Below are 26,566 nucleotides of genomic sequence, written 5' to 3'. Positions count from 1 at the left end.
AAGAACAGATGAAAGTTATTGTATCACCCGCAACCATCAGCGGCTCCGTTACCGCCAATCCCTCCAAAAGCGCGATGCAACGGGCAGTAGCGGCGGCTTTGCTGGCAAAGGGAAGGACCACTATTCATAATCCCGGCCTGAGCAACGATTGCCTGGCCGCGCTGGAAGTCGCGGAAAACCTCGGCGCAATGGTAAAGCGGGTGAATGAGGATATCGAGATCACGAGCAATGGTGTTCAGCCGTTCTACGATGAGATCAACTGCGGCGAGTCCGGCCTCGGCATTCGCATGTTCACACCCATTGCCGCACTGGCTGAGCAGCAGATCACCATTAACGGTCACGGTAGTCTCGTTACCCGCCCCATGCATTTCTTCGAAGAGGTGCTGCCGGAACTGGGCGTAAAGATCAGGAGCCAGGACGGCAAATTGCCCCTGGAGATCCACGGTCCGCTGCAGGCAAAGGATATCACGATAGACGGTTCCCTGTCCTCCCAGTTCCTCACCGGCCTGCTCATGGCCTTCGGATCTGTAGCGGATAAAGCGCAGATCAGGGTAACGGACCTCAAAAGTAAACCTTACATCGAACTGACCTTGCAGATCATGGCGCATTTCGGGGTGAAGGTGAGACAGGAGAATTTTGAAGTGTTCCATTTCGATAAAAAGCAGGAATACAAAGCTGGTGAATACACCGTGGAAGGCGATTGGAGCGGCGCGGCATTCCTGCTCGTTGCGGCAGCAGTAGCCGGTAAAGCGGAAGTACATCATCTGAATACCTTATCCGCGCAATCCGATAAAGCCATTATGGAAGCCCTGGAAAAAGCAGGCGCTGAAATACTGCCCGGTGTGTTTACGATGATCGTGGTGAAGAAAGCATTGAAGGCCTTTGAAATGGATGCGACCGACTGCCCGGACCTGTTCCCGCCGCTGGTAGCGCTGGCAGCCAATTGCAAAGGCATCACCAGGATCAAGGGCGTAAGCCGCCTGGCGCATAAGGAAAGCGACCGCGGCCTGACGCTCCAGGAGGAGTTTGGCAAGATGGGCATCCGTATAGACCTGGAAGGCGATGTCATGCTGGTACATGGCGGCACCGGCATCAAAGGAGCGGTTGTACATTCGCATAATGACCACCGTATTGCTATGGCCTGCGCCGTAGCAGCGCTGACAGCGGACGGAGCGGTGACTATCGGGAATGCGGAAGCGATCAATAAATCCTACCCGGAGTTTTACGATCACCTCGTTGCTTTGGGTGGCGTAATTGAAAAAGAAGAAGTGACGGCATAATTATCAAACAGGAAAGCATAAAGTAACATCATGAACAGTTTTGGCAGAATATTCAGGGTAAACGTTTTTGGGGAATCGCACGGCGAAAGCGTGGGCGTAAATATTGATGGCGTGCCATACGGCATACCGTTGAAGCAGGAAGATTTTCTGCCTGACCTGGAGCGCCGCAAAGCCGGTGCAAAAGGCACCACGCCCCGGAAGGAAGACGACCTGCCGTTCCTGAAATCAGGTGTGTTCAACGATCACACCACCGGCGCGCCGGTAACCATCCTGTTCGAAAACAATAATACCCGCAGCGCCGATTATGCCAAGCTGCGGGAGTTTCCCCGCCCCGGTCATGCTGACTTTGTAGCTTCGAAGAAATTCGGCGGTTTTGAAGATTACCGTGGCGGCGGTCATTTCAGCGGCAGGCTCACACTTAACCTCGTTGCCGCAGGCGTCATCGCCAAGAAAATACTGGGCGACAGCATACAGGTGAAAGCCGTATTGAAAGAAGTAGGTGGCCTGCCTGACCCTGAAAAAGGACTGGAAGCCGCCATCGCTGCCAAAGACTCCGTAGGCGGCATCGTGGAATGTACCGTGGATGGATTGCCCATCGGCTGGGGCGAACCTTTCTTCGATTCGATCGAGTCCAATATCGCGCATGCCGTTTTTGCCATTCCCGCCATCAAAGGCGTTGAGTTCGGCGCCGGTTTCGCCGCTGCAAAAATGAAAGGCCTTGAGCACAACGACGCCATCATCGATACCAATGGAAAAACCGCCACCAATAACGCCGGTGGCGTAGTAGGCGGTATCACCAACGGAAACCCGCTCGTGTTCCGCGTTGCAGTGAAACCAACATCCAGTACGCCGAAGGAACAGCAGACCCTTAACATCGCCAGCGGTGAGGTGGAGACGTTCTCCGTTAAAGGTCGACATGACCTTTGTATCGCCTTGCGGGTGCCTGTGGTATTGGAGGCAGTAACGGCCATGGTACTGGCAGACTTTAAACTGATAGCGGATTCCACGTTAGGATACCGCAGATAACAACACCCCGGATTGACCCCGGATTCCTTTCTGTAAATAATTCTCATTTGTACACTTAATAACGAATTGGTTTTTAAGTGATTGGATGCTTTTTTTTCATCCGGGCAGGATGGAACAGGACGATCAGGCATAATTACTTTGATAACTTTCCCGCCGTACGATTTTAGCAAATACCCTAAAAGCCCACGGTTATGAAAAAAATTATGCTGATTGTATGTTTTGTTTTACCCTGTTTGATCCAGGCCCAAGCTCAATCCCCGGGCATCACTATCAGGGGGAAAGTACAGGATGAAAGTAAAGTCGGCCTACCCGGTGTATCCATTCAGGCAAAGGGTACACGGTTCAATGCGGTGACTGCTGAAGACGGTACTTTTTCTATTGCGGTAGACAGGGGGGACGTAACATTACTTTTTACCTACATCGGTTATCAGCCGCAGGAAGTGGCAGTGAATAACCGCACAACGATCAATGTATCCATGCAGCGGGACCAGCAATCGCTCGAAAGCGTGGTGGTGGTCGGTTATGGCACCCGCAGAAGAGGGGATGTAACCGGTTCCATTGCTTCCATGGATGCGAAGCAGATAGAGCAGGTGCCTACTACCAATGTTTCCCAGGCATTGCAGGGGAGGATACCCGGTATCGAAGCGACCAACACCTCCTTTCGCCCAGGCTCCGGCGCGCGCATCCGGGTGAGGGGGAACCGTTCGCTGACACCGAGCGCCAACAATAACTTCTCGGCAACGCTGGACAATGGCCGGAATGAACCGTTGTACGTGGTGGACGGTATTCCCATCACTTACAGCATTGATGACATCAACCCGCTGGACATCGAATCCATCGACGTATTGAAAGACGCATCGGCCACCGCCATTTACGGTTCCCGCGGCGCGAACGGCGTGATCCAGATCACGACCAAGAAAGGGAAGGTAGGCAGGCTCTCCGTACAATACAGCGGCAGCATGTCGGTGGACAAGATATTGCAGCCGATCGAATCCCTCAACGGCGCACAGTTTGCCGATATGAGACGCCAGGCCTACTTTGCCAATGGATCTTATGATCCCGCGCTGGCGAATGGCGGCGCCACTTTTTATTTCCCTGATCCGGCTTCCGATTACGCTTTATTCAGACAGGATGAGAACGTCTGGAACTCCGTGGCCATGGGGTATGACTGGGCGCAGCTGGACCCTGCGAATGGCATTTTCAACGCCCGCAAAAGAGCCTCCACCACAGGGGAAAGAACGCTCATGGCAAACCTCGGCCTCGCCGTGCTGGACAGCCTGGCGATCTATGATCCTTCCAAAGTACGGTCGTTCGACTGGCAGAATGAAGCCCTCCGGAATGGTCTCACCCACAACCACCAGATACAGGTATCCGGCGGAACGGAAAGATTCCGGGCCTCATTTTCCGGCGCATACTTTTCTCAGAAAGGCATAGAGTACGGTCAGGACTATACGAGATTCACATTCAACCAGAATACGGATTTCAAATTCAATGAAAGGATCAACGTGGGTGGTGGCATTACTTACTCCTCCGCTATACAGAACCTTGGTCCCAGCGTGTACACCGGTTCCATTTACCAGATACCGCTGGCACTGCCGTATGACGAAAACGGCAACCTTATCTTCTATCCCGGCGAAGACGCCAATATCGTGAACCCGCTGAACGACCCGAACACCGTATTCAATGAGCTGCGCATCAACAGGCTGCTGGCAAATGTTTTCGGGGAAGTGGAATTGCTGAAAGGATTGAAATACCGCGCAGCATTCGGCGCGGATATGACCAATGTAAGGCAGGGCACATTCAACGGCGCGGTATCCTCCGTCCGCCAGGGCAATCCGGCCAATGCCAGTTACGCGAGCCGGCTGGGCTTTAACTGGGTGCTGGATAATATTCTGAGTTATAACAAAACCTTTGGCAAAGATCATTCCCTCTCCGTTACGCTCCTGCACGAAATGCAGAAAACGCGCTTCGAGCAGAACACCATGCGCGCGGAGAACCTGATCTATGAAAGCCAGAAATGGTATTCCCTGCAGAATAATTCACTGGCCACGGTCACGGGTGACGGCTCATTCTCGCAAACGCAGCTGCTGTCGTTCATGGGCAGGGTCAACTATGCTTACAAAGACAAATACATCCTGACGCTCAGCCAGCGTAATGATAACTCTTCCGTGCTTTCCACGGGCAGCAAAGGGGAATGGTTCCCTTCCGCTGCTGTTGCCTGGCGGGTGAGCCAGGAGGGCTTTATGAAAAGTGTTCCCTTTATCGACGACCTGAAACTGCGCGCCGGTTATGGCGCGGTGGGCAGCTCTTCCATTGATGCCTATCTCACCAGGGGCACACTGAGCCGCAGCATCTATAATTTCGGCACCGCCGCAGCCCAGGGATATGCCCCCGCCACGCTGCCGCTGCCTGACCTCACCTGGGAAAGAACGGCCACGAGCAATATTGCGCTGGACTTCAGCATACTGAAGAACAGGATACGGGGAACCGTGGATGTGTACGAAGCCAATACCACCAATCAGCTGCAGAACCAGTCCATTCCCGCCGCTTCAGGATATACCTCTGTACTGGTGAATCTCGGGCGTGTGCGCAATCGCGGGATCGAGATCAGCCTGTCTACCGTGAACGTCAATAATGCGGACGGGTTCAGGTGGACGACCGATTTCATCTTCTCCCGCAACCGGGAAGCGATCGTGACGCTGGATGGCACGGATAACGATAACCTCGGCAACCAGTGGTTCGTAGGGCATCCTATTCAAACGTATTACGACTGGAAGTTTGAGGGTATCTATCAGTATGGCGATACGGTGCGGGGAGGGATACTGGACCATTACTGGCAGATCCCCGGTAACAGGAACAGCATCAATTTCCGGCCCGGCAGGGTACGGGTGACCGATGCCAATGGCGATACGCTGATCAATGATGCGGACAAGGTGATACTCGGTTATCCCAATGCGGAATGGACCGGCAGTATTAACAGCACATGGGCGTATAAAGGCTTCGAGCTGAGCGTGTACCTGTATATCCGCAAAGGCTCGCTGATCCGGGATATCCGCCCGAGCCTCAACGGCCGCTATCAATCCAACTACGTCAATTACTGGACGCCGGAAAATCCTTCCAACGAGCAACCGCATCCTAACCGCACCATCGATATCTACCAGTACTGGCAGGCAGCAGGTTTCCGGGACGGGACGTTTGCGAGGATCAGGAGCATCTCGCTTTCCTACAGATTTGCCCCGGACCTGCTGAGCAAATTGCGGGTCAACAGCCTGAGCGTGTATGCGAACGCGTTAAACCCTTTCCTGTTCAGTAAATTCAAAGGCTTCGATCCTGAGACAGGCAGCAATTACGTGTCTTCTTACCCTACCAATACAACAGCGCCGGGCCCTTCTTCCTATAGCTACAGGAGCTTTGTTTTTGGTGTACGCCTGGGATTATAATCATTAAAATCATTCTATCATGCAAAAGTATATTCTACTGTTAACAGCAAGCCTGGTGGTGATTTACAGTACATCCTGCAAAAAATTCATTGAAGAAGACCTGGTGAGCACCCTGACGTATGACCATTACAATACGGATCAGGGGCTGGAAGACTTGGTACGGTCTGCCTACGCACCCGTTAAATGGAAGTTTGAGAACGAACAGAGTTATGCGCTTCATAATTTCGGGGTGGATGAATTCATTCTGGGCGACCAGTTCAATCACAGTTATCTGAATACCTACGATGCCGGTCTGAATTCCTCTACAGGTTTTCTGAACGGGATGTGGACGAATAACTATAACGGTATTAACCGATGCAATCTTGGCCTGGAGCGGATAGCGGCATACAGCAATCCGGCATCCTCCCTGCTGGGCACCGAAGCCCAGCGGAACCAGCGCATGGGTGAGTTGTACTTCCTGAGAGGCCTGTACTATTTCCAGCTGGTGCAGCAGTTCGGCGGGGTGCCGCTGGTATTGCAATCCAGCAGCGGGGTGCGTACAGATTTTGCACGGGCTCCGGTGCCGCAGATCTATGAGGTGATCATCTCCGATCTCAGGAACGCTTCCAATATGCTTTCACCAACTGAAGCGGCAGAAGGCAGGGCTACCAAAGGCGCAGCGGACCATTTCCTGGCCAAGACCTACCTCACCCGCGGCAGCGCCGTAACAGAGGCGCGGGGCCAGAAAGCTACGGATATGGACAGTGCGGCCTATTACGCAGAGCAGGTGATCAATGACGGGGTGTTTGTACTGGAAACGGATTACAAGAATCTCTGGAACGGGGTATATGTAAAGGGGCACCCGAGGCCCAGCATCACCCCCATAGGGTCCGATGGCCAGCCGCCATACAATTACAACGGCTCCAGCAGCATCCCTTCCGGAGAGATCGGCAACATACAGGCGGCCAATAACAGCAAGGAAGTGATCTTTGCCGCACAGTTCAGCGACAACCAGAACCTCGCCGGCGCAGGGAACCGGGTGCATGAATATTTTCTCATGCAGTACGATGCCGGCATCCCCGGTGTGATCAGAACGGCTGATAACTGGAATGGCAGGCCCTTCCGCCGCCTTGCGCCTTCTGACTATACGCTGGATCTTTTTGACCGCAGAAATGATTCCCGTTTTTACAAGAGTTTCAGAACAACTTATTACGCCAATACCATCCCCGCCAACCGGCCGCTTTTTACCGCCGCGGACGCTCCTGACCCCTCGCTGGTAGGAAAGCCCAAAGTGGCGCTGGGCGACACTGCCGCGCTGTTTGTGATGAATACCCCGGCAACGCCGCTCACCATGGCGCAACGCGCGCAATATCGCTACCTGGTGTTCGCCCGTTATTACCTGGACGCCAGCAACACTTTGCTGGAAGGGTTCAATAACAACAAATACCTGTCGCTCGATAAATTCATGGACCCGGTAAGGGTGACCAGCAATTTCAATGAGGAACGCGGTGTGCGCAACGGCATACTGGCCCGTCTCGGTGAAACATATCTTATTGCGGCGGAAGCGTATGGCAGGAAAGGCGATTATGTAAGGGCATTGTTTTATGTTAACGAGATCAGGCGCCGCGCGGCATACCGCGATGGTGAGCCTAAAGACCCGCATTACTGGATGTTCGACGGGGGCGCTTACGACGATGAGAACAGCACGTATCCGCAGCTGACCGCCACGAATGCGTTATTCATGACCAATGCGGCCAGTGAAAATTATCCCCCTTCCGTAACGTCTACGGAAGACCGTTTTATTCATTTCATGCTGAATGAAAGAACGCGTGAGCTGTGCGGGGAGCTGTACCGTTGGGAAGACCTGGTGCGGACGGAAACATTGTTCGACCGCACTACGCTGTTCAACAAAGATGCAACGGGACTTGCACCGCATCACAAGCTGCGGCCCGTTCCGCAGTTGCAGATCGATCTGACCACGGTGAACGGTCAGCCGATGGATGACGCGCAGAAACGGGCGTACCAGAACCCGGGGTATGAATAGAGATGTTGAGGAAAGAGGCTTTTAAAAGAGAAAGGCGTATCAAAAGTAATGATCGGAAGGAGCCCGCTTGCGCGATGCCCGGCCTGATCAGCTTGCTTTTGATACGCCTTTTTAATATTGTGCGGTTATTGACCTGTCACGATCTCCAGCAGCTCCACGTCAAATATGAGCGTACTGTTCGGTGATATCTTTGCACCGGCCTGGCGTTCGCCATAGCCTAATTCAGACGGTATGAACAACTTCCATTTGGAGCCGACGGGCATCAGCAGCAGCGCTTCGGTCCATCCCTTGATCACCCCGGATACCCCGATGGTCAATGGTTCGCCGCGGTCTATAGAGCTGTCGAAAGTAGTGCTGTCTATCAGCATGCCGCGATAATGCACTTTCACCCTGTCCTGCGCAGTGGGCTTGGGACCGGTGCCTTCCTGCACGACCTGGTACTGAAGGCCGCTGGGCAGCGTTACAACGCCCGGTTTGATTTTGTTCTGCGCGAGGAACTCCTGTCCGGCCGCTTTGTTCTTTTCCGCTTTTTCCGCTTTCAGCTTTTGCAAATATTGTGTTACGCTCATTTTTCCCTGTTCTGCCGAGATCAGCGGCGTTTTGCCGGCGTAATGATCTTCAATGGCGGTGAATAAAAGTTTCAGGTTCAGTGAATCCAGGCCCTGGCCTTTCAGCATTTCCCCAAGGTCGTTCCCGATGGTGTAGCTGATGGAATCCAGCTGGTTCGTCAGCGTTACAACAACGGGCTCAGGTTGTTTGCGGGATTTCTTTTTCCGCTGGCTAAAGGCCGTTTGAGCAGTTAGCACACTTAATGCGCTGATTAATAGGCATTTTCGTATCATATTACCAGTTATATATATTTATGACTGCAATATAATACATTATTCGATCCTGCTCCATATTTCGCTGATGGGATCACCTTTGGAGCTTTTGCCGCTGTGGTGCCATTTATTGCCGTCCACTTTGCCGTCAAAGGAGAGGCTCATGCCCACGCGGGTATTGTCCCGGGAAAAGAAAGTGATGGTCTCTGTATATTTTCCGTTCTCGAAGGTGTAGGTACCGCCGCCGGTGCCGAAGAACTCTTTGGTTTCCGGGTTGATCGCCGCCCATTGAAAGCGGGTGCCGGAAAGTATCTTCAGGGTCTTGCGGGCTCCGGGGCGCATGGTGGTCATCTGTCCGTTGTTTTCCCTGCCGGTGATGCGCCAGGTGCCGGCCAGGTCCGTCTTGCCATCATCGATACGCTCCCATTGCTCGGTTTTGCCCTCGCAGGTGATGGCCAGCTGTTTGTTTTCCTTCAGCACATAGGTGCAGTTCTTTGTGGTGCCGATGTTGTCTTTATCCGCGGTGTTGAACTCGATCGTTTCTTTCAGTGCCTGCTGGTCCGCGTCAATCGTGCCGCCCAGTGTGCTGATGAACTTTTTCCCGGCCTGGTCGAATACGGTTTGCATGAAGTAGCCGTCTTCAATGATGCGCACGGTTTGCGGCTCACCGGCGCCTTTGAGTTTCCAGGCGCCGGAAAGTTCATCCTGCGCGTAGGATAGGTGTGAGGTTAGCAGCAAAGCGGCTGCAGTAAGCAATTGTTTCATAATGCGTATTTTTTAACGTGTTTATGCTTCATCGGTTTTCATACAGTTGTTTGTAGGTTGTATGCTACTTAAATATAAGTGATCTTGTTTATCTTCATTGTAAAATATACATATATGGCAAGACCTTCAGCACAGGATTACGGGGAATTTTATCACACTTATGTGTCGATGGTACCGGAGAATGACATACTGGACGCTTTTTCCAATCAGACGGCGGTTACGCTGCAGTTCCTGGACGCCATACCGGAGGACAAGCAGAACCATGCCTATGCCACCGGCAAATGGACGATCAGGCAGGTATTGCAGCATATCACGGATGCGGAGCGCGTATTTGCTTACCGTGCCCTTCGTTTTGCCCGGAAAGACCATACGCCGCTGGCGGGTTTTGATGAGAACGGGTTTGCCGATGCAGCCAGGGTGGAGCATCGCGACTGGGTGGATATGATCGAGGAATTCCAGATGGTACGACTGTCTTCCGAGCATCTTTTCCGTTCTCTCAACGAAGAAGAGATGCAGCGAAAGGGGATGGCGAGCAATACACCGGTGACCGTGCTCAGCCTCGGGTATATTATTATCGGCCATGCCCTGCATCATCAGCGGGTGATCAGGGAACGTTACCTTTAACGGCTAGAACATGAACATGCTGCGCCCGCCGTCTATCCTGCGGTTGCTGCCTTTGGGTTTTGCCCCGAACTTCGAGAAATTCCAGGTCAGCGTCAGCATGAAATACTGTTCTACAATATCCGTCTGCACATCTTCAATATACAGTTCATTTACGATCCGGCGCACACTGGTATTCTGCCGCAGCAGATCGAATGCGGACACTTTGGCCTGCAGACTTTTATCCTTGAAGAAATCATAGGCCAGCCCCATGTTCCACAGCACCACATGCTTTTGGAAACCCGCTGCGATGCGGCTGTTGTAGGTATAGTTCACATCATTGTCCCAGGAAAAATTACCCGGCCAGTACAAGGTGCTGCCCAGGGTGGCGCGTTGCGTAAAAAAACTGCCTGTTATATTGCCGGCCGGTTTGTACCGGGCATCTGTGTAGGAGGGCCGGTAACTCACCGAGATGTCCAGCAGTTCCTTATACGCATAATTGTACAATACATAAGGGGTGTAAGTGAAGTTGAGCGTAGTATTCCGGTAGAGGGTGGTATCGCCGGCGATATTGCCGGTATTGTTGTAGCTGATATTCCTGCTTCCGTTGATGAAGCCGCCGCCGCTGATCCTGTACTGTATATCCTTTGTTTTTTTTGTGCTGCTGATGGTGAAGTTCATGCTGACGTTGTAAGTACCATCCACATTGATCGTTTGTGTTGTTCTTTCGCCTTTTGAGTTGATAAAACTGGCGGTAGAGAACCTGTTGAGGATCGGGCTGAAAGCAATGCTGGAAAATACCCCGAAGCCAGTGGGTGAGAAGCGGTCGTACCCGAAGCGTATATTCTGCGTGAACGCCGGTTTCAGGTCGGGATTACCGATCCGCACATTCAGCGGGTTCGTGTTGTCCGGCACAGGTTGCAGCTGCTCCAGCGAGGGCTGTTGCATGTATCCGTTGTAGTTCAGGTTGAAGGAACCGCCGTTTTTCAGCCTGTAGTTGATCCGGGAGTTCGGCGCAAAATTGGTCTGATATTGTTTGAGCGTGGCATTGGTGGTATATGAATAGTTGTCCAGCATATTCAGGTAAAGCGTGCCGCCGATGCTTGCACGGATCTTTTTCCCGTTGAAATCGACCGCCAGGTTGGGCGTCTGGCTGGTATTAACGGTGCGGAACCTGTTGGAAAAGGCCTCGTCCGGTATGGTGTAGCCTTTGCTGGTGGAATCATAGTTGAATGTCTGGCGGTTGGAAGTATTGGTGTTGTGGCTGAAACCGTATCCGGCCGTCAGTTTCCAGGTTTCGGACAATGGCTCGGTGTAGGACAGGCTGAGGCGGTAGTTTTCGGTGGTATTATCCGCCACGGTCAGCTGGTTGACATGCCTGGCCTCGGTGAGCTGCTCGTTCTCGTAATATTCCAGTTCACTGAGATTGTAGGCATCGCCATCGTAGGTGCCGTAGGTGTTGGAGAACTGCAGGCCGATGTTGCGGCCTTTTTTCTTCAGTTGTTTGGTGAGACCAAGGGTGTTGGAAAAGTTATGATTCGTGCTGAGCGCACGGTTTTCCGTTTCGTTGGTATTGATCAACGCCCCGTTCTCATCACTGGTGATCTCGCTGCCGGAGGCATTGCTGCTCATTTTCGCATAGTCGTAAGCGGGGTTCAGGGTGAGCCGGAGCGTGGAATCCAGCTCAATATCGAAGTTGAAGTTCACCCGGTGATTGGCATTTCTGCTATAGCCGTTGCGGTCGCTGTTCGTGAACATGCGGCTATCCCCGTTAAGGTATTCCCGGTTGTTCAGCGTCCGGAACCTTGCATCGGTATTGTTGAAGAAATAGCTGTTGTTGACATCCGTTTTGTTCCACTTATCGTTGTAATTATACCCGATCATGGACGCGGTGCGTATGCCCTCGCCGGTGCCGCCGAAGTTGATGCCATTAACGGCAAGGGAGCCATTTGAACTGGCGCTTATGGCGATGCCGTTCCTGGTGTTGATGCTACTGAACATCTCTGATTGGGTGAACCCGATCTTGTTGAGGTTGTTGGATGATCCCAGTATGCTCAGTTGCCTGGCGCCATCGAACGCGTTAGCCATGCCGCTCAGTTCAAACCGTTCATCTGTGCCGCCTCCGGCAGAGAGCCTCCCGAAGAGTCCCTTTTTTTTATCTGCCTTCAGCGTGAGATTGAGCGTCTTGTCTTCCCCGTCTTTCAGCACATTCATCCTCGCTTCCTGTTTTGTTTTGGTATCCACTACCTGCACCTTGTCGATGATAGCAGAGGGGAGGTTTTTGGTGGCGAGCTTGGGGTCATTGGCGAAGAACTCCCTTCCGTCTACCAGTATGCGGCTGACTTTTTTTCCGTTGACGGTAATATTGCCTTCTTCGTCAATGTCCACCCCCGGCAGTTTCTTCAGGAGGTCTTCCACCACAGCATTGGGCCGGGTTTTGAAGGAGGCGGCATTGAATTCGATGGTATCCTGCCGGATAGTTACCGGTGGGCGGTCGCCTTCAACGACAACCGTGTTCAGCTCATGCGGGGCGGTGGCGAGGGTGATGCGCCCCAGGTTGGCGGGGCTGCCGGGAGGCAATACTTTGATATAGGTACCGTAGCCGGTGTAGGATATGAGGAGGCGGATGGATTTGTCTGCAGGCAAACCGGTCAGGCGGAAGGCGCCGTTCTTGTCGGTCAGCGTATAGGTGATGAGGCTGCTGTCTTTACTGTCCTGCGCGGTAACGGTAGCCATTTCCAGGAGGTCATTGCTGGCGGAATCCGCCACTGTTCCCCGTAACTCCTGTTTCTGCTGAGCCTTTGCCTGATGCAGGCCGGTCATCAATATTACAACGATGAATATAATTCGTAACATGGCGCCTTTTTGGTTTCCGGCTAAATTACGAATGTTTCGTAGAAAAACGAATAAAATAGTTTGAGCGAATGTTTTCAGGGTTGAGCGGTGGGGATGTCAGGAGCCGGTCTGCCTGCCGGGATGGGAAAAGATGGGTTGGCAGACATGGATAAAAAAGGACTGTATCGCTTTCGATACAGTCCTGCAATATTTAACCGATCCGGGAAGCGGGGAGTTTATCAGAATTTAAACCCTGCGCTAACGGCAAGTCTTCTGGGCATTTGTTTTTCTACGGTCGTCCATCCGCCGAAGTATTCTTTATTGGCAAGGTTGTCCACTTTCACGGCGAGGCGGTAAGCCCCTACGCTGTAGAAAACGGAGGCGTTGAGGATGGTGTAGGAGGGGAGGGTGAAGATGCCGGTGGCAACGGTATTGGTGATCAGGTTCTCGCTGGCGTAGTTGCCGCCGAAGCCTGCGCCGAGGCCCTGCAGTTTGCCGCCGGTTGCGGTGTAGCTGATCCAGAGGTTAGCGAGGTGTTCGGGGCCGGCAGTGGTGGGGCGGAGGCCTTCCACGTTCTTGTCGGCCTTTTCCATTTTGCTGTCGTTATACCCGTATCCGGCAACGATGTTCAGGCCGTTAACAGGACTGGCCGTCAGGTCTATTTCGATGCCTTTGCTGCGCTGTGTGCCGTCCTGCACGGAATAGTTGTAGTTTGTTCCATCGATGACGGTAGACATTGCCAGGCTCATATTGTTGACGGCGAGGTCGTAATAGCTGGCGGTAAGGTTCAGCTTATGGTTCAGCAGATCGAGTTTTACACCGCCCTCGAACTGGTTGGCTTGCTGCGGTTTCATGTTCCCGTCAATGCCCAGTACATCCGGCAATACCTGCGGAGCCACGTTGCGGAAGCCGTTCATATAATTGGCAAACAGGCTTACTTTGTCTTTTACCACCTGGTACACGAGGCCGAACTTGGGAGATACGGCGGTCTGGCTATAGTCGCCTGCGGTTTTGCCGGTAACATAGTTTTCCGTGCCTTTGCTTTCAAAATGGTCTACTCTTACGCTCATCATGGCAATCAACTCGTCAGTGATGTTGAGCACATTGGATGCATAGGCGCTGTAAGTGTTGTTCAGCGTGCGGTTCCTGGTATGGCCGGTGGTCAGCTGTGCGAGTCTTGCGTCCACTGCATCGCGGTTAAGCTGGGAGTAGCGTGGGTCTGCTGTGTTCACTGCATTCACCAGATCGAAGAGCATGTAAGGAGAGTGGTTGTTGATGGTCTCCATACTCAGGTAATCCAGTCCAAATACCAGTCTGTTGCGGAGGCTGCCGATGCGGAAGTCACCGATGAAGTTCTGCTGGATGTCTGTGGTCACGGAAGTGGAATGCTGTTTGTAGACATAACGGCTGAACAGGGTATCGTTCGGTTTTTCCACAGTGGCGTCACCTGCATCGAGGAACATCACGTAGGAGTAGTAGCCATCGCTTTTGCGGTTGCTGCGGGAAATATTGGTTTGTGAAGTCCATTTGTCAGACAGTTTATAGTTCATCTGCCCGAATACGTTCACGGTCGGTGTTCTGTTGGTGATATCGTTGCTGGTGAAGGAGCGGTTAAAGTCGATACCCAGTTCATCAGGTGTTCTGGCGATCAGCTGGCGGCTGCGGTTGAGGAACACCATGAGGGGGTTGGTATTTTCTCCGTTATAGAATTCGGTATTGATATTGAAAGAGAGGCGGTCGTTCACCTGGTAGGAAAGGCTTGGCGCCAGGAAGAAGGATTTGCGGAACCCGAAATCCTGGAAGCTGTTCTCATAATGGTAAGCGCCATTCACGCGGAGCAGGGCCGTTTTGTCCTGGTTAAGCGGGGCATTGATGTCTGCGGTGATCCTGTTCAGTCCGAATCCGCCGCCGGTGTAGGTGATCTCTCCGCCGAAGTTGTCGTACGGCTTTTTGGTCACGATGTTGATCAATCCGCCGAAAGAGATCAGGCTGCTGCCGAACAGGGTGCCGGAGGGGCCTTTGATGGTTTCGATCCTCTCGATATTGGCGGGATCGATGGAGCCGTTGGTGAGCCCGGCGATACCATTGATCATGGAAGGCTGTACAGAGAACCCGCGCATGGAGAAGTATCCTGCGCCATCTCCGGGCCTGCCGGTAGATGACCAGAGCCTGTTCACGCCGGGAGCATTTTTGATGGCATCGTCGAAGGTGGTGATCACCTGTTCTTTCATCAGTTCCTTGCTCACGGTATTATATACCTGCGGATTTTCCAGATTTTTGATCGGCAGACGTGCGATATGGTCGCTTTCTTTTTTGCCGAACTTGTTCTGGCTGCCGATGATAATCACCTCCTGCAACTGGGTATCAGAGAGCTTCAGGCTGATGTTGACATCGGCCGTTTGTCCCGCTGCTACCGTAACGCGCTGTTCCGAGGTTTCATGCCCTACGAGGGAAACCTGGATAATATATTCGCCGGGCTGGATACGGCGGAAGATGTATTCTCCTTTAACGTCCGTTACCACGCCGCGGTTCTTGTCTTTAACCTGAACGGTCACATAAGGAGCGGGTTGGCCGTCGTTCGTAGTAATGGTGCCTTTGATCGTTCCTGTTGGATTTTGTGCCTGGCTGGTGGTGATCGTCCCGATCAGCAAAAAGAGCAAATACGTAAATCTTTTCATCATAGTTTATTTATACGGCTGTTCTGCCAGAAAGCTGGTCAGCTCGGTGTTATTGAAATGGTGCCGCAAAGGTCGGGAGGGATCAGGGGGCTTCCTGATCAAAAAAGGAAAAATGTTTACGCAATCGGGAAATTTTTGGGCAGCGGCGGGGTAGGCCGGAATCGGGCAAAGGCGCCATCAGGGCGTCCATCCCTTCTCAAGGGCAAGCGCAGCCAGCTCCAGAACGGAGTGAGTGTTGGTTTTTTTTAACATGTTCTTCCTGTGTGTGGATACGGTCGCGGGGCTGATATGCAGTAAAGCGGCAATTTCTGCGGTCTGCTTGTTCTGCACCAGCAGGGCTAGTATCTGCTTCTCCCGCCTGGTCAGCACTTCCCGGGAAGGAATGAACTTCCCGATGGGCTTTACATCGAAATAAGAGGGTTCTCCTTCCAGCCCTATGAAAGAAAGGGTCATTTTTCCCCCGGTCTTAAGGTGGGAAATATCGGTATGAACAACGAATGTGCGCAGCACTGCGCCATCTTCATCGCTCTGAATGGTTACGATCTGCTGTAATATCCGTATGTAAGTGCCGTCTGCTCTCCGCAGGCGGTAGTCGTACCGGGACTTGTACCGCTGTACTTTTTCCGGGGGGAGCTGTGTAAAGAACCGGGTAACGGTGGCTTCAAAATCCATAAAATAGGGGAGATCGTCCGGATGTATAAGGGATAAAAGGAATTCCAGCGTGAATTCATGAGGCTGATAGCCCAGCAGCGCGGTAATGGAATCGCTGCAGAACTCAATGGTCATTTCCGGCGGATTAAAGATTAAATAGGTGTAATCACCTACCTGGAATACATTGAGCAGCTTTTTGTAAAGCTCTACTTCCAGCTTCAGTTCTCCCGGTGTTTTCTGACGGGCTATTTCTGTCCATATCTTTTGGGCTTCATCGAGTATCAGTTTTTCCATTTCAAGGTCCGGATAAGGGATTTAGCAATCAGATAAGCGTTAAATATAGTAAAAATACCCTGCCCAGGGTATTTTTACCGGTTGACACCTTACCTATTTTTGCATTACTGCTTATTGCTATATACTACTGGACACAATATAAACACCATTCCCTGATCAGGGAAAACACCACTGAACTTATTCAACTTATACCGAAATGAAAAGAGCGCTACTACTTTCTGTTACATTGTTTTGCTGTTATTCCGGATTGTACGCACAACAATATCAGAACATTTCCGCCCCGTACCGCCTGGATGGATTCCTGGGCACGGCAAGCCTTCAGGCCTATTTCAAGAACAGTATGATGCATGCCAAAAATGCACAGCTGCTGGTATCGCAATACGAGGGAGAGGGGATGAGCCCTGCATTGGGAAAGGCCATGTCCGATGCCGGTATCAGGTTTGTTATGCATCTGAAAACCTTTGGCTTTCGCCTTAAAGGGCAGGTGAAATTTGAGGGGTATCCGGACCTTGGGGCCTATGATGTGTCCTTTCATTTGAATCAAAGCGGAACCGATTACGCCGTTCCTGTCTGGCGGCAGGATGTCATCAAGGCGGCGGATGCGTACAAAAAGAAAACAGGACGCAATTTCTTCGAGGATAAAGGGCGCCTGAAAAATGAAAAAGTCACCGAAATATATGTCAATGATCTGAAGAACAAAATAGCTGCTGTCCGCAGCAAACTGAAGAATGAACAGCAGGCGAATTCGGAGATCACGAAACTGATCGCCAATGCCAGGCAGGCGTTGGGTAAACATGATCCCCGCGGGGCGAGGAATGCCTATAACCAGGCAAGGAACAGGCAAACGGGCGATGAGAAGGTAAAGCAGGAACTGGAGCAGCTGGAGCAGGATATCAAAGCGGCCGAGGAAGAACAACGTTCGGCAAAGGAACAGGAGGCCGCGGTGAAGGATGCGATACAGCAGGGAAACAGCGCGCTTGCTAAAAATGATGTGGACAATGCGGCACAGTGGCTGGCAAAAGCCCAGGGCATTTCGGTTGAGGACGGGGGATTGAAAGCTGGTGTGGAAAAGCTGTCCGCCGCCATTGAAAGAAAAATGGAGGAACTGGAAAAAAAGGAAAAAGAAGCGGAAGAGAAAGCCATGGAAGAGCCGGAAGAACAGGAGAAAAAGGCAGCAGGGGGATCTTCAGGCACAGCAAAGAAGAAGACGGAGGAAAAAAAGGAACCTGCAAAGGATAAGAAAAAGCCTGCAAAGGCACCGGTCATCTATATTCCCAAAACAGCTACCCAGCTGTATAATGAACTCAAAGAACAGACGGATAAAAATCCTTCCCTGCTGAATGATGCCGGGACCCGGAAACGGCTGCGTGACTATAAGATCAAGGCCGATCGTGAAAGCAGCCCAAGCCCCATCGTATTAAAAGGAACATTCACAGACCGTTCGTCCACCAATACAAACGCCAGGAATAACTACAATGCCTATAACAGTGTAGCGAGACAAGTAACTGCCAGCAACCAGAAAATGGATGCCTGGACGGGCGCGATCGGTGACGTTGCCGACATGGCCAGCAGTGCCATTCGTCAGTCGATCGCGGCGAAAGCGGAGAGAGAAAAAAGAGAAGCTGCGCAAAGAAGAGCCGACCTCAATGCCCGGCTTGACAGAATAGAAAGAATCAGGAAATATGATGATGTAGCGGCGGACGAACGCAGCGAATATGTAAGCGCGGTAAAAGAATACATTGCGAAGCACTATGATGATATATATACCAGGAGCTACCAGCATCAAGGTAAAAAGCATACCATCTACGATGTGCCTGCCATGAACGTGGCGCCAGTGTATTTTGACAGTGAGGAGTTTGACGGGGACACGAAGAGCTTCGTCAAGGTCAGGAAGAAGATGTACAATAGCTACAGGAAAATTTACATCGTGAGGATGAACGGGCAATACGGGCTGCTGAACGATGATGCAAGCGTGCTGGTAGCTCCCCAGTTCGAGGAGATAGAGGGTGTGCAAATCCAGCACAACAATGCGGGATATTTCCATTCGTTCCTCGTAAAAGCAGAAGGCAGGTGGGGAGAATTGTCAAAAGAAGGGTCGGTGATGACCCCCATCATGTATGATCATATCTGGTACACATTTAACGGGATCAAAATAACGCAGCTGGGTGATGAATGGGGATTTTCAACCGACTATAAAGCAAAGCTGGTATATAAATCCGGGAAGCAGGCGGAAGCGAAGGAGCTTGGCACTTTCATCTGTACTACGGAGGAGCTGTCGGAAAGGTTCTCGGGTTATATTCCTTTGATTAATGACAACAGTAACAAGAGCGTTCAGGGCTTGGGGGTCGTAAATTATTTCCTGTCGGCAAAGGGCAGTTGCGTTCATGCGGTAATAAATGACAAAAAATCGTCGGACGAAATCAATGCGGGGGAGGTCCGTCTTTATAATGCGCCTGCGCCGCAGGGAGAATCAGCTGCTTATTTGCGGGATGGCAAGTCCTGGTACAAGGTGACCCGGGCAGCCGAGCGGAATCTGCTGATGGTGGAGGAAACGGAGGCATTGCTGATGCCCGTAAACGAAAGCTATTACGGAGATTACGGGATGATCGATCGTGAGGGGAAACTGGTCATTCCATATCGTTACAAGCGCCTCGGCAACCTGAGCGAAGGGCTGATCGCGTCAGATAAGGGATATATTGATGCGAAAGGCGAGGTGGTGATCCCTGTCTCCGCAAAGAAGTTCACCATGTTAGGCGACTTTGAGCACGGGCTTGCACTGGTAAAGAGTGCGGATTATAAACAGGGATTTATTGATAAGAAGGGCAATTTTGTATTGCCGCTGAGCCGTTACAGGAATGTCGGGATGGCCTATAATGAGCTCGGCAAAAAATGCTACAAGGAAGAAGCTTACGCTGATGCCGTTCACTGGTTCCGGAAAGCGGCGGAGGCCGGGAACAGCAACGCACAACACAACCTCTCGGTATGTTATGAAGCCGGGAAAGGCGTGGAGAAGGATGGGGCCATGGCCATAAGATGGCTGACTGCTGCGGCGGAGCGGGGATTTGAGAAATCCATATTGACGCTTGGCAATAAATATCAGTTTGGCGAGAATGTTGACCAGGACTACCATAAAGCCGCCTTTTGGTATGAAAAGCTTGCCCGCAGGAACGGGAATGCTAAAGCGAACCTGATCCTCTGCCTGATAGCGCTGCGCCGGTTGAATGAGGCGAAAGAATGGCTGGAAGGGTCTCTGAAAGCGAAAAACGCGTATGCATATTACCTGTACGGACTTTGGCATGAACAGAAGAATGACCGCAAGAATGCCCTCCGGTGGTACAAGAAGGCCATAAAAGGAGGGGACGCAGCAGCAAAAAAAAGGATGGATGAGCTGAAAAAAATACCGGAGGGTCAGCCGCTGGGCGTGCGTGCTTCAACAGGGAAAATACCTGCGGGGAATGCCCGGGTATATTTTATCAGAGCTACCGGTATGAAATTGTCCGGCGTTGGTATACCCATCATGAACAACGGAAACGAGATCATCAAGCTGGGCAACAACAGTTATGCAGTTCACCTGGTGCCTTCCGGATTGCATGAGCTTGCGCTGAACACGAAGAAACTGAAGGCCGCGACGATGCCGCTGAAGTTTGAGCTGATGAGCGGGGCGAGCTATTACCTTAAAATACATTTTGATGGCAAAGGCCTGAATCCTGCTGCCATTATGCTTTACCCGATGCAGGAGAAGGAGGCATTGGAAATGATGAAGACGTTAAAAGAGGATTATACGATGAATAATGGAATGCCGCCCCTGCCGTCGCAGCCGTCACAGGCATCACAGCCATCACCGCTATCTCCTTCTGTCTTAAAAGTAAAGGGACTGTTTCAAAAGCAATTGTGACCTGATCTTATTCAGGCACTTGATGGAGAGACGACTCGTTTATGCGATTGTCAAGCCCATCAAACTACTTTTGATACAGCCCCTTTTATATTATTGTTTCAAAAGCGCTGATTATGCTTCCGCATACGCGCTCGCCGGCTCGCAGGTACAGATCAGGTTCCTGTCACCGAACGTATTGTTCACCCGGCTGATGGAAGGCCAGAACTTGTTCTCTTTCACATATTCCAGCGGGAACGCTGCCTGTTGGCGGGTATAGGGCCTGTTCCATTCGTCTGCGGTGATCACTGCCTGGGTATGCGGCGCATGTTTCAGTACGTTGTTCGCTTTATCGGCTTTGCCTTCCTCAACGGCGCGGATCTCTTCGCGGATGGCGAGGAGCGCATCGCAGAAGCGGTCCAGCTCGGCTTTATCTTCACTCTCTGTTGGTTCTATCATGATGGTGCCGGGTACGGGGAAGCTCATGGTAGGCGCATGGAAACCGTAGTCCATCAGGCGCTTGGCCACATCTTCCGCTTCCACGCCTGCGCTGTTTTTGAAAGGGCGGAGGTCCACGATGAATTCGTGGGCGCAGGTGCCGCTGACGCCGGTGTAGAGGATATCGTACGCATTTTCCAGCCTGGCCTTCATATAGTTGGCGTTCAGGATGGCGTATTCGGTGGCTTTGCGTACGCCTTCACGGCCGAGCATCCGGATATAGGCGTAAGAGATCAGCAGTATACTGGCGCTGCCGTACGGCGCTGCGGATACGGCATTGGCATTGTGCGTGCCGTTGCTGGATGCCTGCAGGCTTACGTGAGAGGGCAGGAAGGGCGCCAGGTGTTTGGCTGCGCAGATGGGGCCCATGCCGGGGCCGCCGCCGCCATGCGGGATGGCGAAGGTCTTGTGCAGGTTCAGGTGGCAAACGTCCGCGCCAATGAGGCCGGGAGCCGTCAGGCCTACCTGTGCGTTCATGTTCGCGCCGTCCATATACACTTGTCCGCCGTTCTCGTGGATGATGTTGCAGATGTCTTTCACACTTTCTTCATATACACCGTAGGTGGAAGGGTAGGTGATCATCACGCCGGCGAGATTGTCTTTATGCTGTTCCGCCTTGGCTTTGAGATCGGCCACATCGATATAGCCGTTCTCCAGCGCTTTTACGATCACCACTTTGTAGCCGGTCATCACTGCGCTGGCGGGGTTGGTGCCGTGTGCGGAGATGGGGATGAGGATGATATTGCGGTGCCCTTCCCCGCGGCTTTCATGATATCCTTTGATGGTCAGCAGGCCGGCGTATTCGCCTTGTGCGCCGGAGTTCGGCTGCAGGCTGCAGGCATCGAAAGCGGTGATCCTGCAAAGGTATTCGCCCAGTTCATGCACGATCTGCTGGTATCCGCCTACCTGTGCCATTGGCGCGAAGGGGTGCATTTTGCTCCAGTGGTTCCAGCTGAGGGGGATCATTTCGGAAGCTGCATTCAGTTTCATGGTGCAGGAGCCGAGGGAGATCATGGAGGTATTGAGGGAAAGGTCTTTGTTTTCGAGCGTTTTGATGTAACGCATCATTTCCGTTTCGCTGTGATGGGTGTTGAACACCGGGTGCAGCAGGTAGGTGGATGTGCGTTGCAGGGCGGAAGGGATGCCGCTGGCGGCTTTTTCCGTTTCCGCTTCGGTTATTTTTCCGGCGTTGAAGACGGAGAGGATGGCATTTACATCTTCTATGTCGGTGGTCTCATCCAGCGAAATGCCCAGTTGCTGTGCGCTGATGCGGCGGAAGTTGATACCGGCTTCCGCGGCTTTGGCGAGGATGGCTGCGGCATCCGCCGTTTCTACCGTGATGGTATCGAAATGGCTGCCGTTGCGCAGTTGCAGGCCGGCAGCTTTCAGTTTGGCGGACAATGCGGCGGTGAGCAGCATGGTCTTGAGGGCGATGTTCTTCAATCCCTGCGGCCCGTGGTACACGGCGTACATGGCGGCCATATTGGCCAGCAATGCCTGTGCGGTGCAGATATTGGAGGTGGCTTTTTCCCTTTTGATGTGCTGTTCGCGGGTTTGCAGCGCCATGCGGAGTGCGCGCCCGTTCTGTGCGTCTATGCTGATGCCGATGATACGGCCGGGGATAGCGCGTTTGAATTCATCTTTCGTAGAGAAGAAAGCGGCATGCGGTCCGCCGAAGCCCAAAGGCACGCCGAAACGCTGTGCGCTGCCTACGGCAACGTCCGCCCCCAGTTCCCCGGGAGGGGTGAGCAGTGTCAGCGCCAGCAGGTCGGTAGCCATCGCTACGTAAGCGCCGGCGGCATGCACTTTTTCGATGAAAGCGCGGTAGTCGGCCACATTCCCTTCGGCATCGGGGTATTGTACGAGGGCGCCGAAGAAATCGCCGTTGATGTCCGCCGTAGCGTAATCGCCGAACACCACTTCAATATGCAGCGGATTGGCGCGGGTGATCACCACATCTTTGGTCTGCGGGAAAATGCGTTCGTCCACGAAGAACTTGCCGCGGGTAATATGATCGTGATCTTTGTTCAAGGCGTTGAAGAACATGGTCATTGCTTCTGCCGCCGCGGTGGCTTCATCCAGGAGGGAAGCGTTGGCAATGGGCAATGCGGTGAGGTCGCTGACCATGGTCTGGAAGTTGAGCAGGCTCTCCAGGCGGCCCTGGGAGATCTCGGCCTGGTAGGGTGTGTATTGGGTGTACCATCCCGGGTTCTCGAAAATGTTGCGGAGGATCACGCTGGGGGTGATCGTGTCGTAATACCCCTGCCCGATATAATTCCTGAATACTTTGTTCTTCAGAGAGATGTCTTTTAATTCACCGAGATAGGCAAACTCGCTCACCGCTTCCGGGATGTCGAGATCGCCCTGCATGCGGATGGCCGCAGGTACGGTTTTGTTGATCAACTCCTCCAGTGATCCGATGCCGATCTTGCCGAGCATCTCACGGGTCTCTGCTTCATTGGGCCCGATATGGCGACCAATGAACGCATTCCTGAACGTATTCAAAAGATTCATGATGTAAGCAGGTATTTAAGAAAAGAATGCGCAAAGCTATGATGTTTTTAAGCAATCGCCAAAACACCCGTGGAAGCTGGAAACAGAAGTGATAAAGGGCAGGCTTCACAGGGGAGGATTGTCATAAAATCATCATAGCTTTGCGGGAAATCACGAGGGATGTCTGATATACTCACCGGTTGGGAGGCAAAGGCAAAGGAAGCGCAGAAAGCCAACAGGCAGTTTTTGCAGAAGATGCAGACGAAAAAGGGCAAAGGCGCGGAGAAAATGCTGCCGGAACTGCATGAAGAGGCGTTCGAAAAGATCGATTGCCTGCAATGTGCGGGCTGCTGCAAAACCATCAGCCCGCGTTTCAAAACACCGGATATTAAAAAGGTATCGAAGTTCCTGGGCATCCGGGAATCGGTATTGATCGATACTTATCTGCGGCTGGATGAAGACGGGGATTATGTGGTGAAGCGCAGTCCGTGTCCTTTTCTTGGCGCGGATAATTATTGCAGCATCTACGAGGTGCGCCCGGGCGATTGCCGCAATTATCCTTATACAGACAGCCGGGAGTTCTTTAAACGCCCCAATACCGCTTATCTCAATTCAACGATCTGTCCCGCTGTATTTTATATACTGGAACGGCTGAAGGGGATGCATTTGTAACCCGCCGCCATCAGGCTTTCAGCTGCAGTTTCCGCATGGCCGGGGAAATGATATAGGTAGTGATCACCACGGCCAGCGTCATGCAGCCGCCGAATACGACGGAGCCTACCGGCCCTATGATCTTCGCCGCCACCCCGCTTTCAAAAGAACCCAGTTCATTGGAGGAGCCAACAAATATGGAACTGACGGAGGATACCCGCCCCCGCATATCGTCCGGTGTTTTCAGTTGCAGGATGGTCTGCCGGATGATGACGCTCACCCCGTCCAGCAGGCCCGTACCGAACAGTGCGATCAGCGAGAGCGCAAAGTTCTTCGATAAACCGAATACGATGATGCAGATACCGAAACCGAATACGGACCCCAGCAGCTTTAATCCGGGCTTTGTCACGATAGGCCGGTAGGCCAGCAGCATTAACGTAATGCAGGACCCTACTGCCGGTGCTGCCCGCATCATGCCGAACCCTTCCGAGCCAACATGCAGGATATCCTGCGCATAGATCGTCATCATCGCCACGGAACCGCCGAACAGCACGGCAAACATATCCAGCGCCATCGCATTCAGCAGCACTTTTGTGTTCCAGACGAATTTCAATCCTTTTGTCAGCCTTTCCTTCACCGTTTCCCCGATATCCTTGTAATGCACCTGCTTGCGGCCGATCCGGAACACGGCGGCCAGGGCCACCAGCACAAATCCAAGTACCAGCAGCATGGACCAGTGGACGCCCAGCCAGGCAATGCACAACCCGCCCAATACCGGTCCGGCTATGGCGCCGATCTGCCAGGCGGATGTGCTCCAGGTGGTGGCATTGATATACAGCGCCCGCGGCACCAGCAGTCCCAGCAACGAGAAGTTGGACGGCCCGATGAATGCCCGCAGTATGCCGCCGCAGAAAACCAGCAGATAGATCATCAATAGTACCCCGCTTTGCGGAATGCCCGCCACTACCTCATCCCAGGTGAGCAGAAAAAGACCGGCGCCGATCACCAGGTAACCGCCCAGGCATTTCTTTACCATCCCCTGCTTTTCCCGCTTATCCACAATATTCCCGGCAAAGAGCGCCAGGCAAAATGCCGGCACAAATTCAGCCAGACCTATCAGGCCAAGGTTCAGCGGATTTTTGGTGAGGGAATATACCTTCCATTCAATAATGGCAAATTGCATGGAAAGCGCGAAGATGAGGGCAAAACGGATGATCAGGAAGAACTTGAATTCTTGATATCGCAAGGATGCATACGGATCATTCCGGGGTGATGTAACTTCGTCCAATCTGTCAGATTTTTTTAAGGATGCACAAAAATACGGCTTATCATTCCGCTAATCAATTTTTTTGCCGGGGTTGGATGCAGATGATTATTTTTATCCAATCTAAAAATTCCAGACCCGTATGAAGCCAGTTTATTTGTTATTAGCCGGAACCCTGTTGTCTTTCGGCGCTGCAAAAGCCCAGCGGGTGAATTTGCAGCTGGTGACCGACCAGGTACAGTCTCCGGTATGCATGGCTGTTCCGGGAGATGGTTCCAACAGGCAGTTTGTGCTCCAGAAAGAAGGGAAGGTATGGGTGATCAGCAAGGGAAAGCTCCTGCCCACCCCATTTATCGACGTGAGCAGTGAAATGGTAAAGATCAATCCCGCCTACGACGAGCGGGGGCTGCTGGGGATGGCCTTTCATCCGCAGTTTTCGAAGAACGGCAGGTTCTATCTCTATTACAGCGCGCCTGTGGCGAATGCCGGGAGAGGCAAAAACCACAAAAGCGTCATCTCCGAGTTCCGCGTGGCGAAGCCGGGCGATAATACCGCGGACCCGGCCACGCGTCGCCTGGTGCTGGAATTCGACCAGCCGGAATCCAACCACAACGGCGGGGACATCATCTTCGGGCCGGACGGTTACCTCTACATCGCGAGCGGAGACGGCGGCGGCGGTGGTGACCGGCATGGCAGCACCGGCAACGGGCAGGATCTCGGCAGCCTGCTGGGGAAGATCCTCCGCATCAATGTTGATGGCGATCCCTACAGCATTCCGGCGGACAATCCATTCGTGAATGTGAGCGGCGCCCGGAAAGAGATATGGGCTTACGGCCTCCGCAATCCCTGGCGCATCTCGTTCGACAAAAGCACCAAACGCCTGTGGGCCGGTGATGTGGGGCAAAACAAGTATGAGGAAGTGGATATCATCACCCGGGGCGGCAACTACGGCTGGCGCATCATGGAAGGGTTCCATGAATTCAATGTGCCCGCCGGCGCCGATAAACGGAAACTCATCGATCCTGTGCATGAATATGATCATGACGACGGGATCAGCATTGCCGGCGGCTACGTGTACCGCGGAAAAGCCATACCGGCACTGCGGGGCCGCTATATTTTCGGGGATTACAACGGCAAAACATGGGTACTGTCCCAAAAAGCCAACAAATGGGAGCGCTCCACGCTCGATATCGGCAACAGGCCGGGTGGAAACGTACAGCTGCTGAGCTGGGGGCAGGATGAAGCAGGGGAGATCTATATGCTTGTGAGCATTCCGCAGGCCGGCGGCGTAAAAGGCGGCGTGTACAAACTGGTGCCCTGAACAGCCGCTGTTTCAGCATGATATTTGACATATATGCCTGGGTAATATTTTGTTA

At 52.6% G+C, this 26,566-nt stretch carries 15 protein-coding genes; 8 read left to right on the top strand and 7 right to left on the bottom strand.

The features are described 5' to 3' along the window. The first annotated feature begins 8 nt into the window (after nt 1-8). From aroA to FW415_RS21710, 4 genes are all read left to right on the top strand, one after another. Nucleotides 9-1,280 carry a 3-phosphoshikimate 1-carboxyvinyltransferase gene (aroA, locus tag FW415_RS21725; RefSeq protein ID WP_148389209.1) on the top strand — a complete coding sequence of 424 codons (1,272 nt, stop codon included), beginning with the start codon at nt 9-11 and terminating at the stop codon, nt 1,278-1,280. A gap of 30 nt (nt 1,281-1,310) precedes the next feature. After that, a complete protein-coding gene (locus FW415_RS21720) occupies nt 1,311-2,306 on the top strand; it encodes a chorismate synthase (RefSeq protein ID WP_148389207.1) in 996 nt (331 codons plus the stop codon). 233 nt (nt 2,307-2,539) lie between these two features. Further along, nucleotides 2,540-5,746 carry a TonB-dependent receptor gene (locus tag FW415_RS21715; protein ID WP_168208939.1) on the top strand — a complete coding sequence of 1,069 codons (3,207 nt, stop codon included), beginning with the start codon at nt 2,540-2,542 and terminating at the stop codon, nt 5,744-5,746. Nucleotides 5,747-5,765: 19 nt separating this feature from the next. Further along, nucleotides 5,766-7,769, top strand: coding sequence for a RagB/SusD family nutrient uptake outer membrane protein (locus tag FW415_RS21710; protein WP_148389203.1), 2,004 nt, complete (start codon nt 5,766-5,768; stop codon nt 7,767-7,769). A 125-nt stretch (nt 7,770-7,894) separates the two neighbouring features. On the opposite strand, the gene FW415_RS21705 is transcribed toward FW415_RS21710, so the two are convergent. Next, the gene (locus tag FW415_RS21705) at nt 7,895-8,575 is read right to left on the bottom strand and encodes an FKBP-type peptidyl-prolyl cis-trans isomerase (RefSeq protein ID WP_246858829.1); all 681 of its coding nucleotides are present in this window, start codon (nt 8,573-8,575) and stop codon (nt 7,895-7,897) included. 75 nt (nt 8,576-8,650) lie between these two features. Next, nucleotides 8,651-9,355, bottom strand: a complete 705-nt coding sequence (locus FW415_RS21700; protein WP_148389199.1) for a membrane or secreted protein — start codon at nt 9,353-9,355, stop codon at nt 8,651-8,653. Nucleotides 9,356-9,469: 114 nt separating this feature from the next. Here FW415_RS21700 and FW415_RS21695 point away from each other — a divergent pair, with 114 nt between their 5' ends. Further along, nucleotides 9,470-9,979, top strand: coding sequence for a DinB family protein (locus FW415_RS21695; RefSeq protein ID WP_148389197.1), 510 nt, complete (start codon nt 9,470-9,472; stop codon nt 9,977-9,979). 3 nt (nt 9,980-9,982) lie between these two features. Here the strand turns inward: FW415_RS21695 and FW415_RS21690 are convergent, their stop codons facing one another. The 3 genes from FW415_RS21690 to FW415_RS21680 all read right to left on the bottom strand — a co-directional run bounded on the left by FW415_RS21690 (nt 9,983) and on the right by FW415_RS21680 (nt 16,413). Continuing rightward, nucleotides 9,983-12,811, bottom strand: coding sequence for a TonB-dependent receptor (locus FW415_RS21690; RefSeq protein WP_148389195.1), 2,829 nt, complete (start codon nt 12,809-12,811; stop codon nt 9,983-9,985). A 218-nt stretch (nt 12,812-13,029) separates the two neighbouring features. Continuing rightward, complete coding sequence (locus FW415_RS21685) at nt 13,030-15,471, bottom strand: TonB-dependent receptor (protein WP_210420768.1); 2,442 nt, start codon at nt 15,469-15,471, stop codon at nt 13,030-13,032. 174 nt (nt 15,472-15,645) lie between these two features. Further along, a complete protein-coding gene (locus FW415_RS21680) occupies nt 15,646-16,413 on the bottom strand; it encodes a LuxR C-terminal-related transcriptional regulator (protein ID WP_148389193.1) in 768 nt (255 codons plus the stop codon). Between the two features lie 196 nt (nt 16,414-16,609). Here FW415_RS21680 and FW415_RS21675 point away from each other — a divergent pair, with 196 nt between their 5' ends. Continuing rightward, nucleotides 16,610-20,308 carry a WG repeat-containing protein gene (locus tag FW415_RS21675; protein WP_148389192.1) on the top strand — a complete coding sequence of 1,233 codons (3,699 nt, stop codon included), beginning with the start codon at nt 16,610-16,612 and terminating at the stop codon, nt 20,306-20,308. A gap of 111 nt (nt 20,309-20,419) precedes the next feature. Here FW415_RS21675 and gcvP read toward each other — a convergent pair whose 3' ends face one another. Continuing rightward, nucleotides 20,420-23,296, bottom strand: a complete 2,877-nt coding sequence (gene gcvP, locus FW415_RS21670) for an aminomethyl-transferring glycine dehydrogenase (protein ID WP_148389189.1) — start codon at nt 23,294-23,296, stop codon at nt 20,420-20,422. Nucleotides 23,297-23,455: 159 nt separating this feature from the next. On the opposite strand from gcvP, the gene FW415_RS21665 reads away from it, so the two are divergent. After that, on the top strand, nt 23,456-23,947 hold the full coding sequence (locus FW415_RS21665) for a YkgJ family cysteine cluster protein (RefSeq protein WP_148389187.1): 492 nt from the start codon (nt 23,456-23,458) through the stop codon (nt 23,945-23,947). Nucleotides 23,948-23,957: 10 nt separating this feature from the next. On the opposite strand, the gene FW415_RS21660 is transcribed toward FW415_RS21665, so the two are convergent. Next, nucleotides 23,958-25,172, bottom strand: coding sequence for an MFS transporter (locus tag FW415_RS21660; RefSeq protein WP_246858828.1), 1,215 nt, complete (start codon nt 25,170-25,172; stop codon nt 23,958-23,960). 160 nt (nt 25,173-25,332) lie between these two features. On the opposite strand from FW415_RS21660, the gene FW415_RS21655 reads away from it, so the two are divergent. Continuing rightward, nucleotides 25,333-26,511, top strand: a complete 1,179-nt coding sequence (locus tag FW415_RS21655; protein WP_148389182.1) for a sorbosone dehydrogenase family protein — start codon at nt 25,333-25,335, stop codon at nt 26,509-26,511. Nucleotides 26,512-26,566 lie beyond the last annotated feature (55 nt).

It is taken from the genome of Chitinophaga sp. XS-30 (genome assembly GCF_008086345.1).
GTDB lineage: Bacteria > Bacteroidota > Bacteroidia > Chitinophagales > Chitinophagaceae > Chitinophaga.
This window is presented reverse-complemented; position numbering and strand designations above follow the sequence as displayed.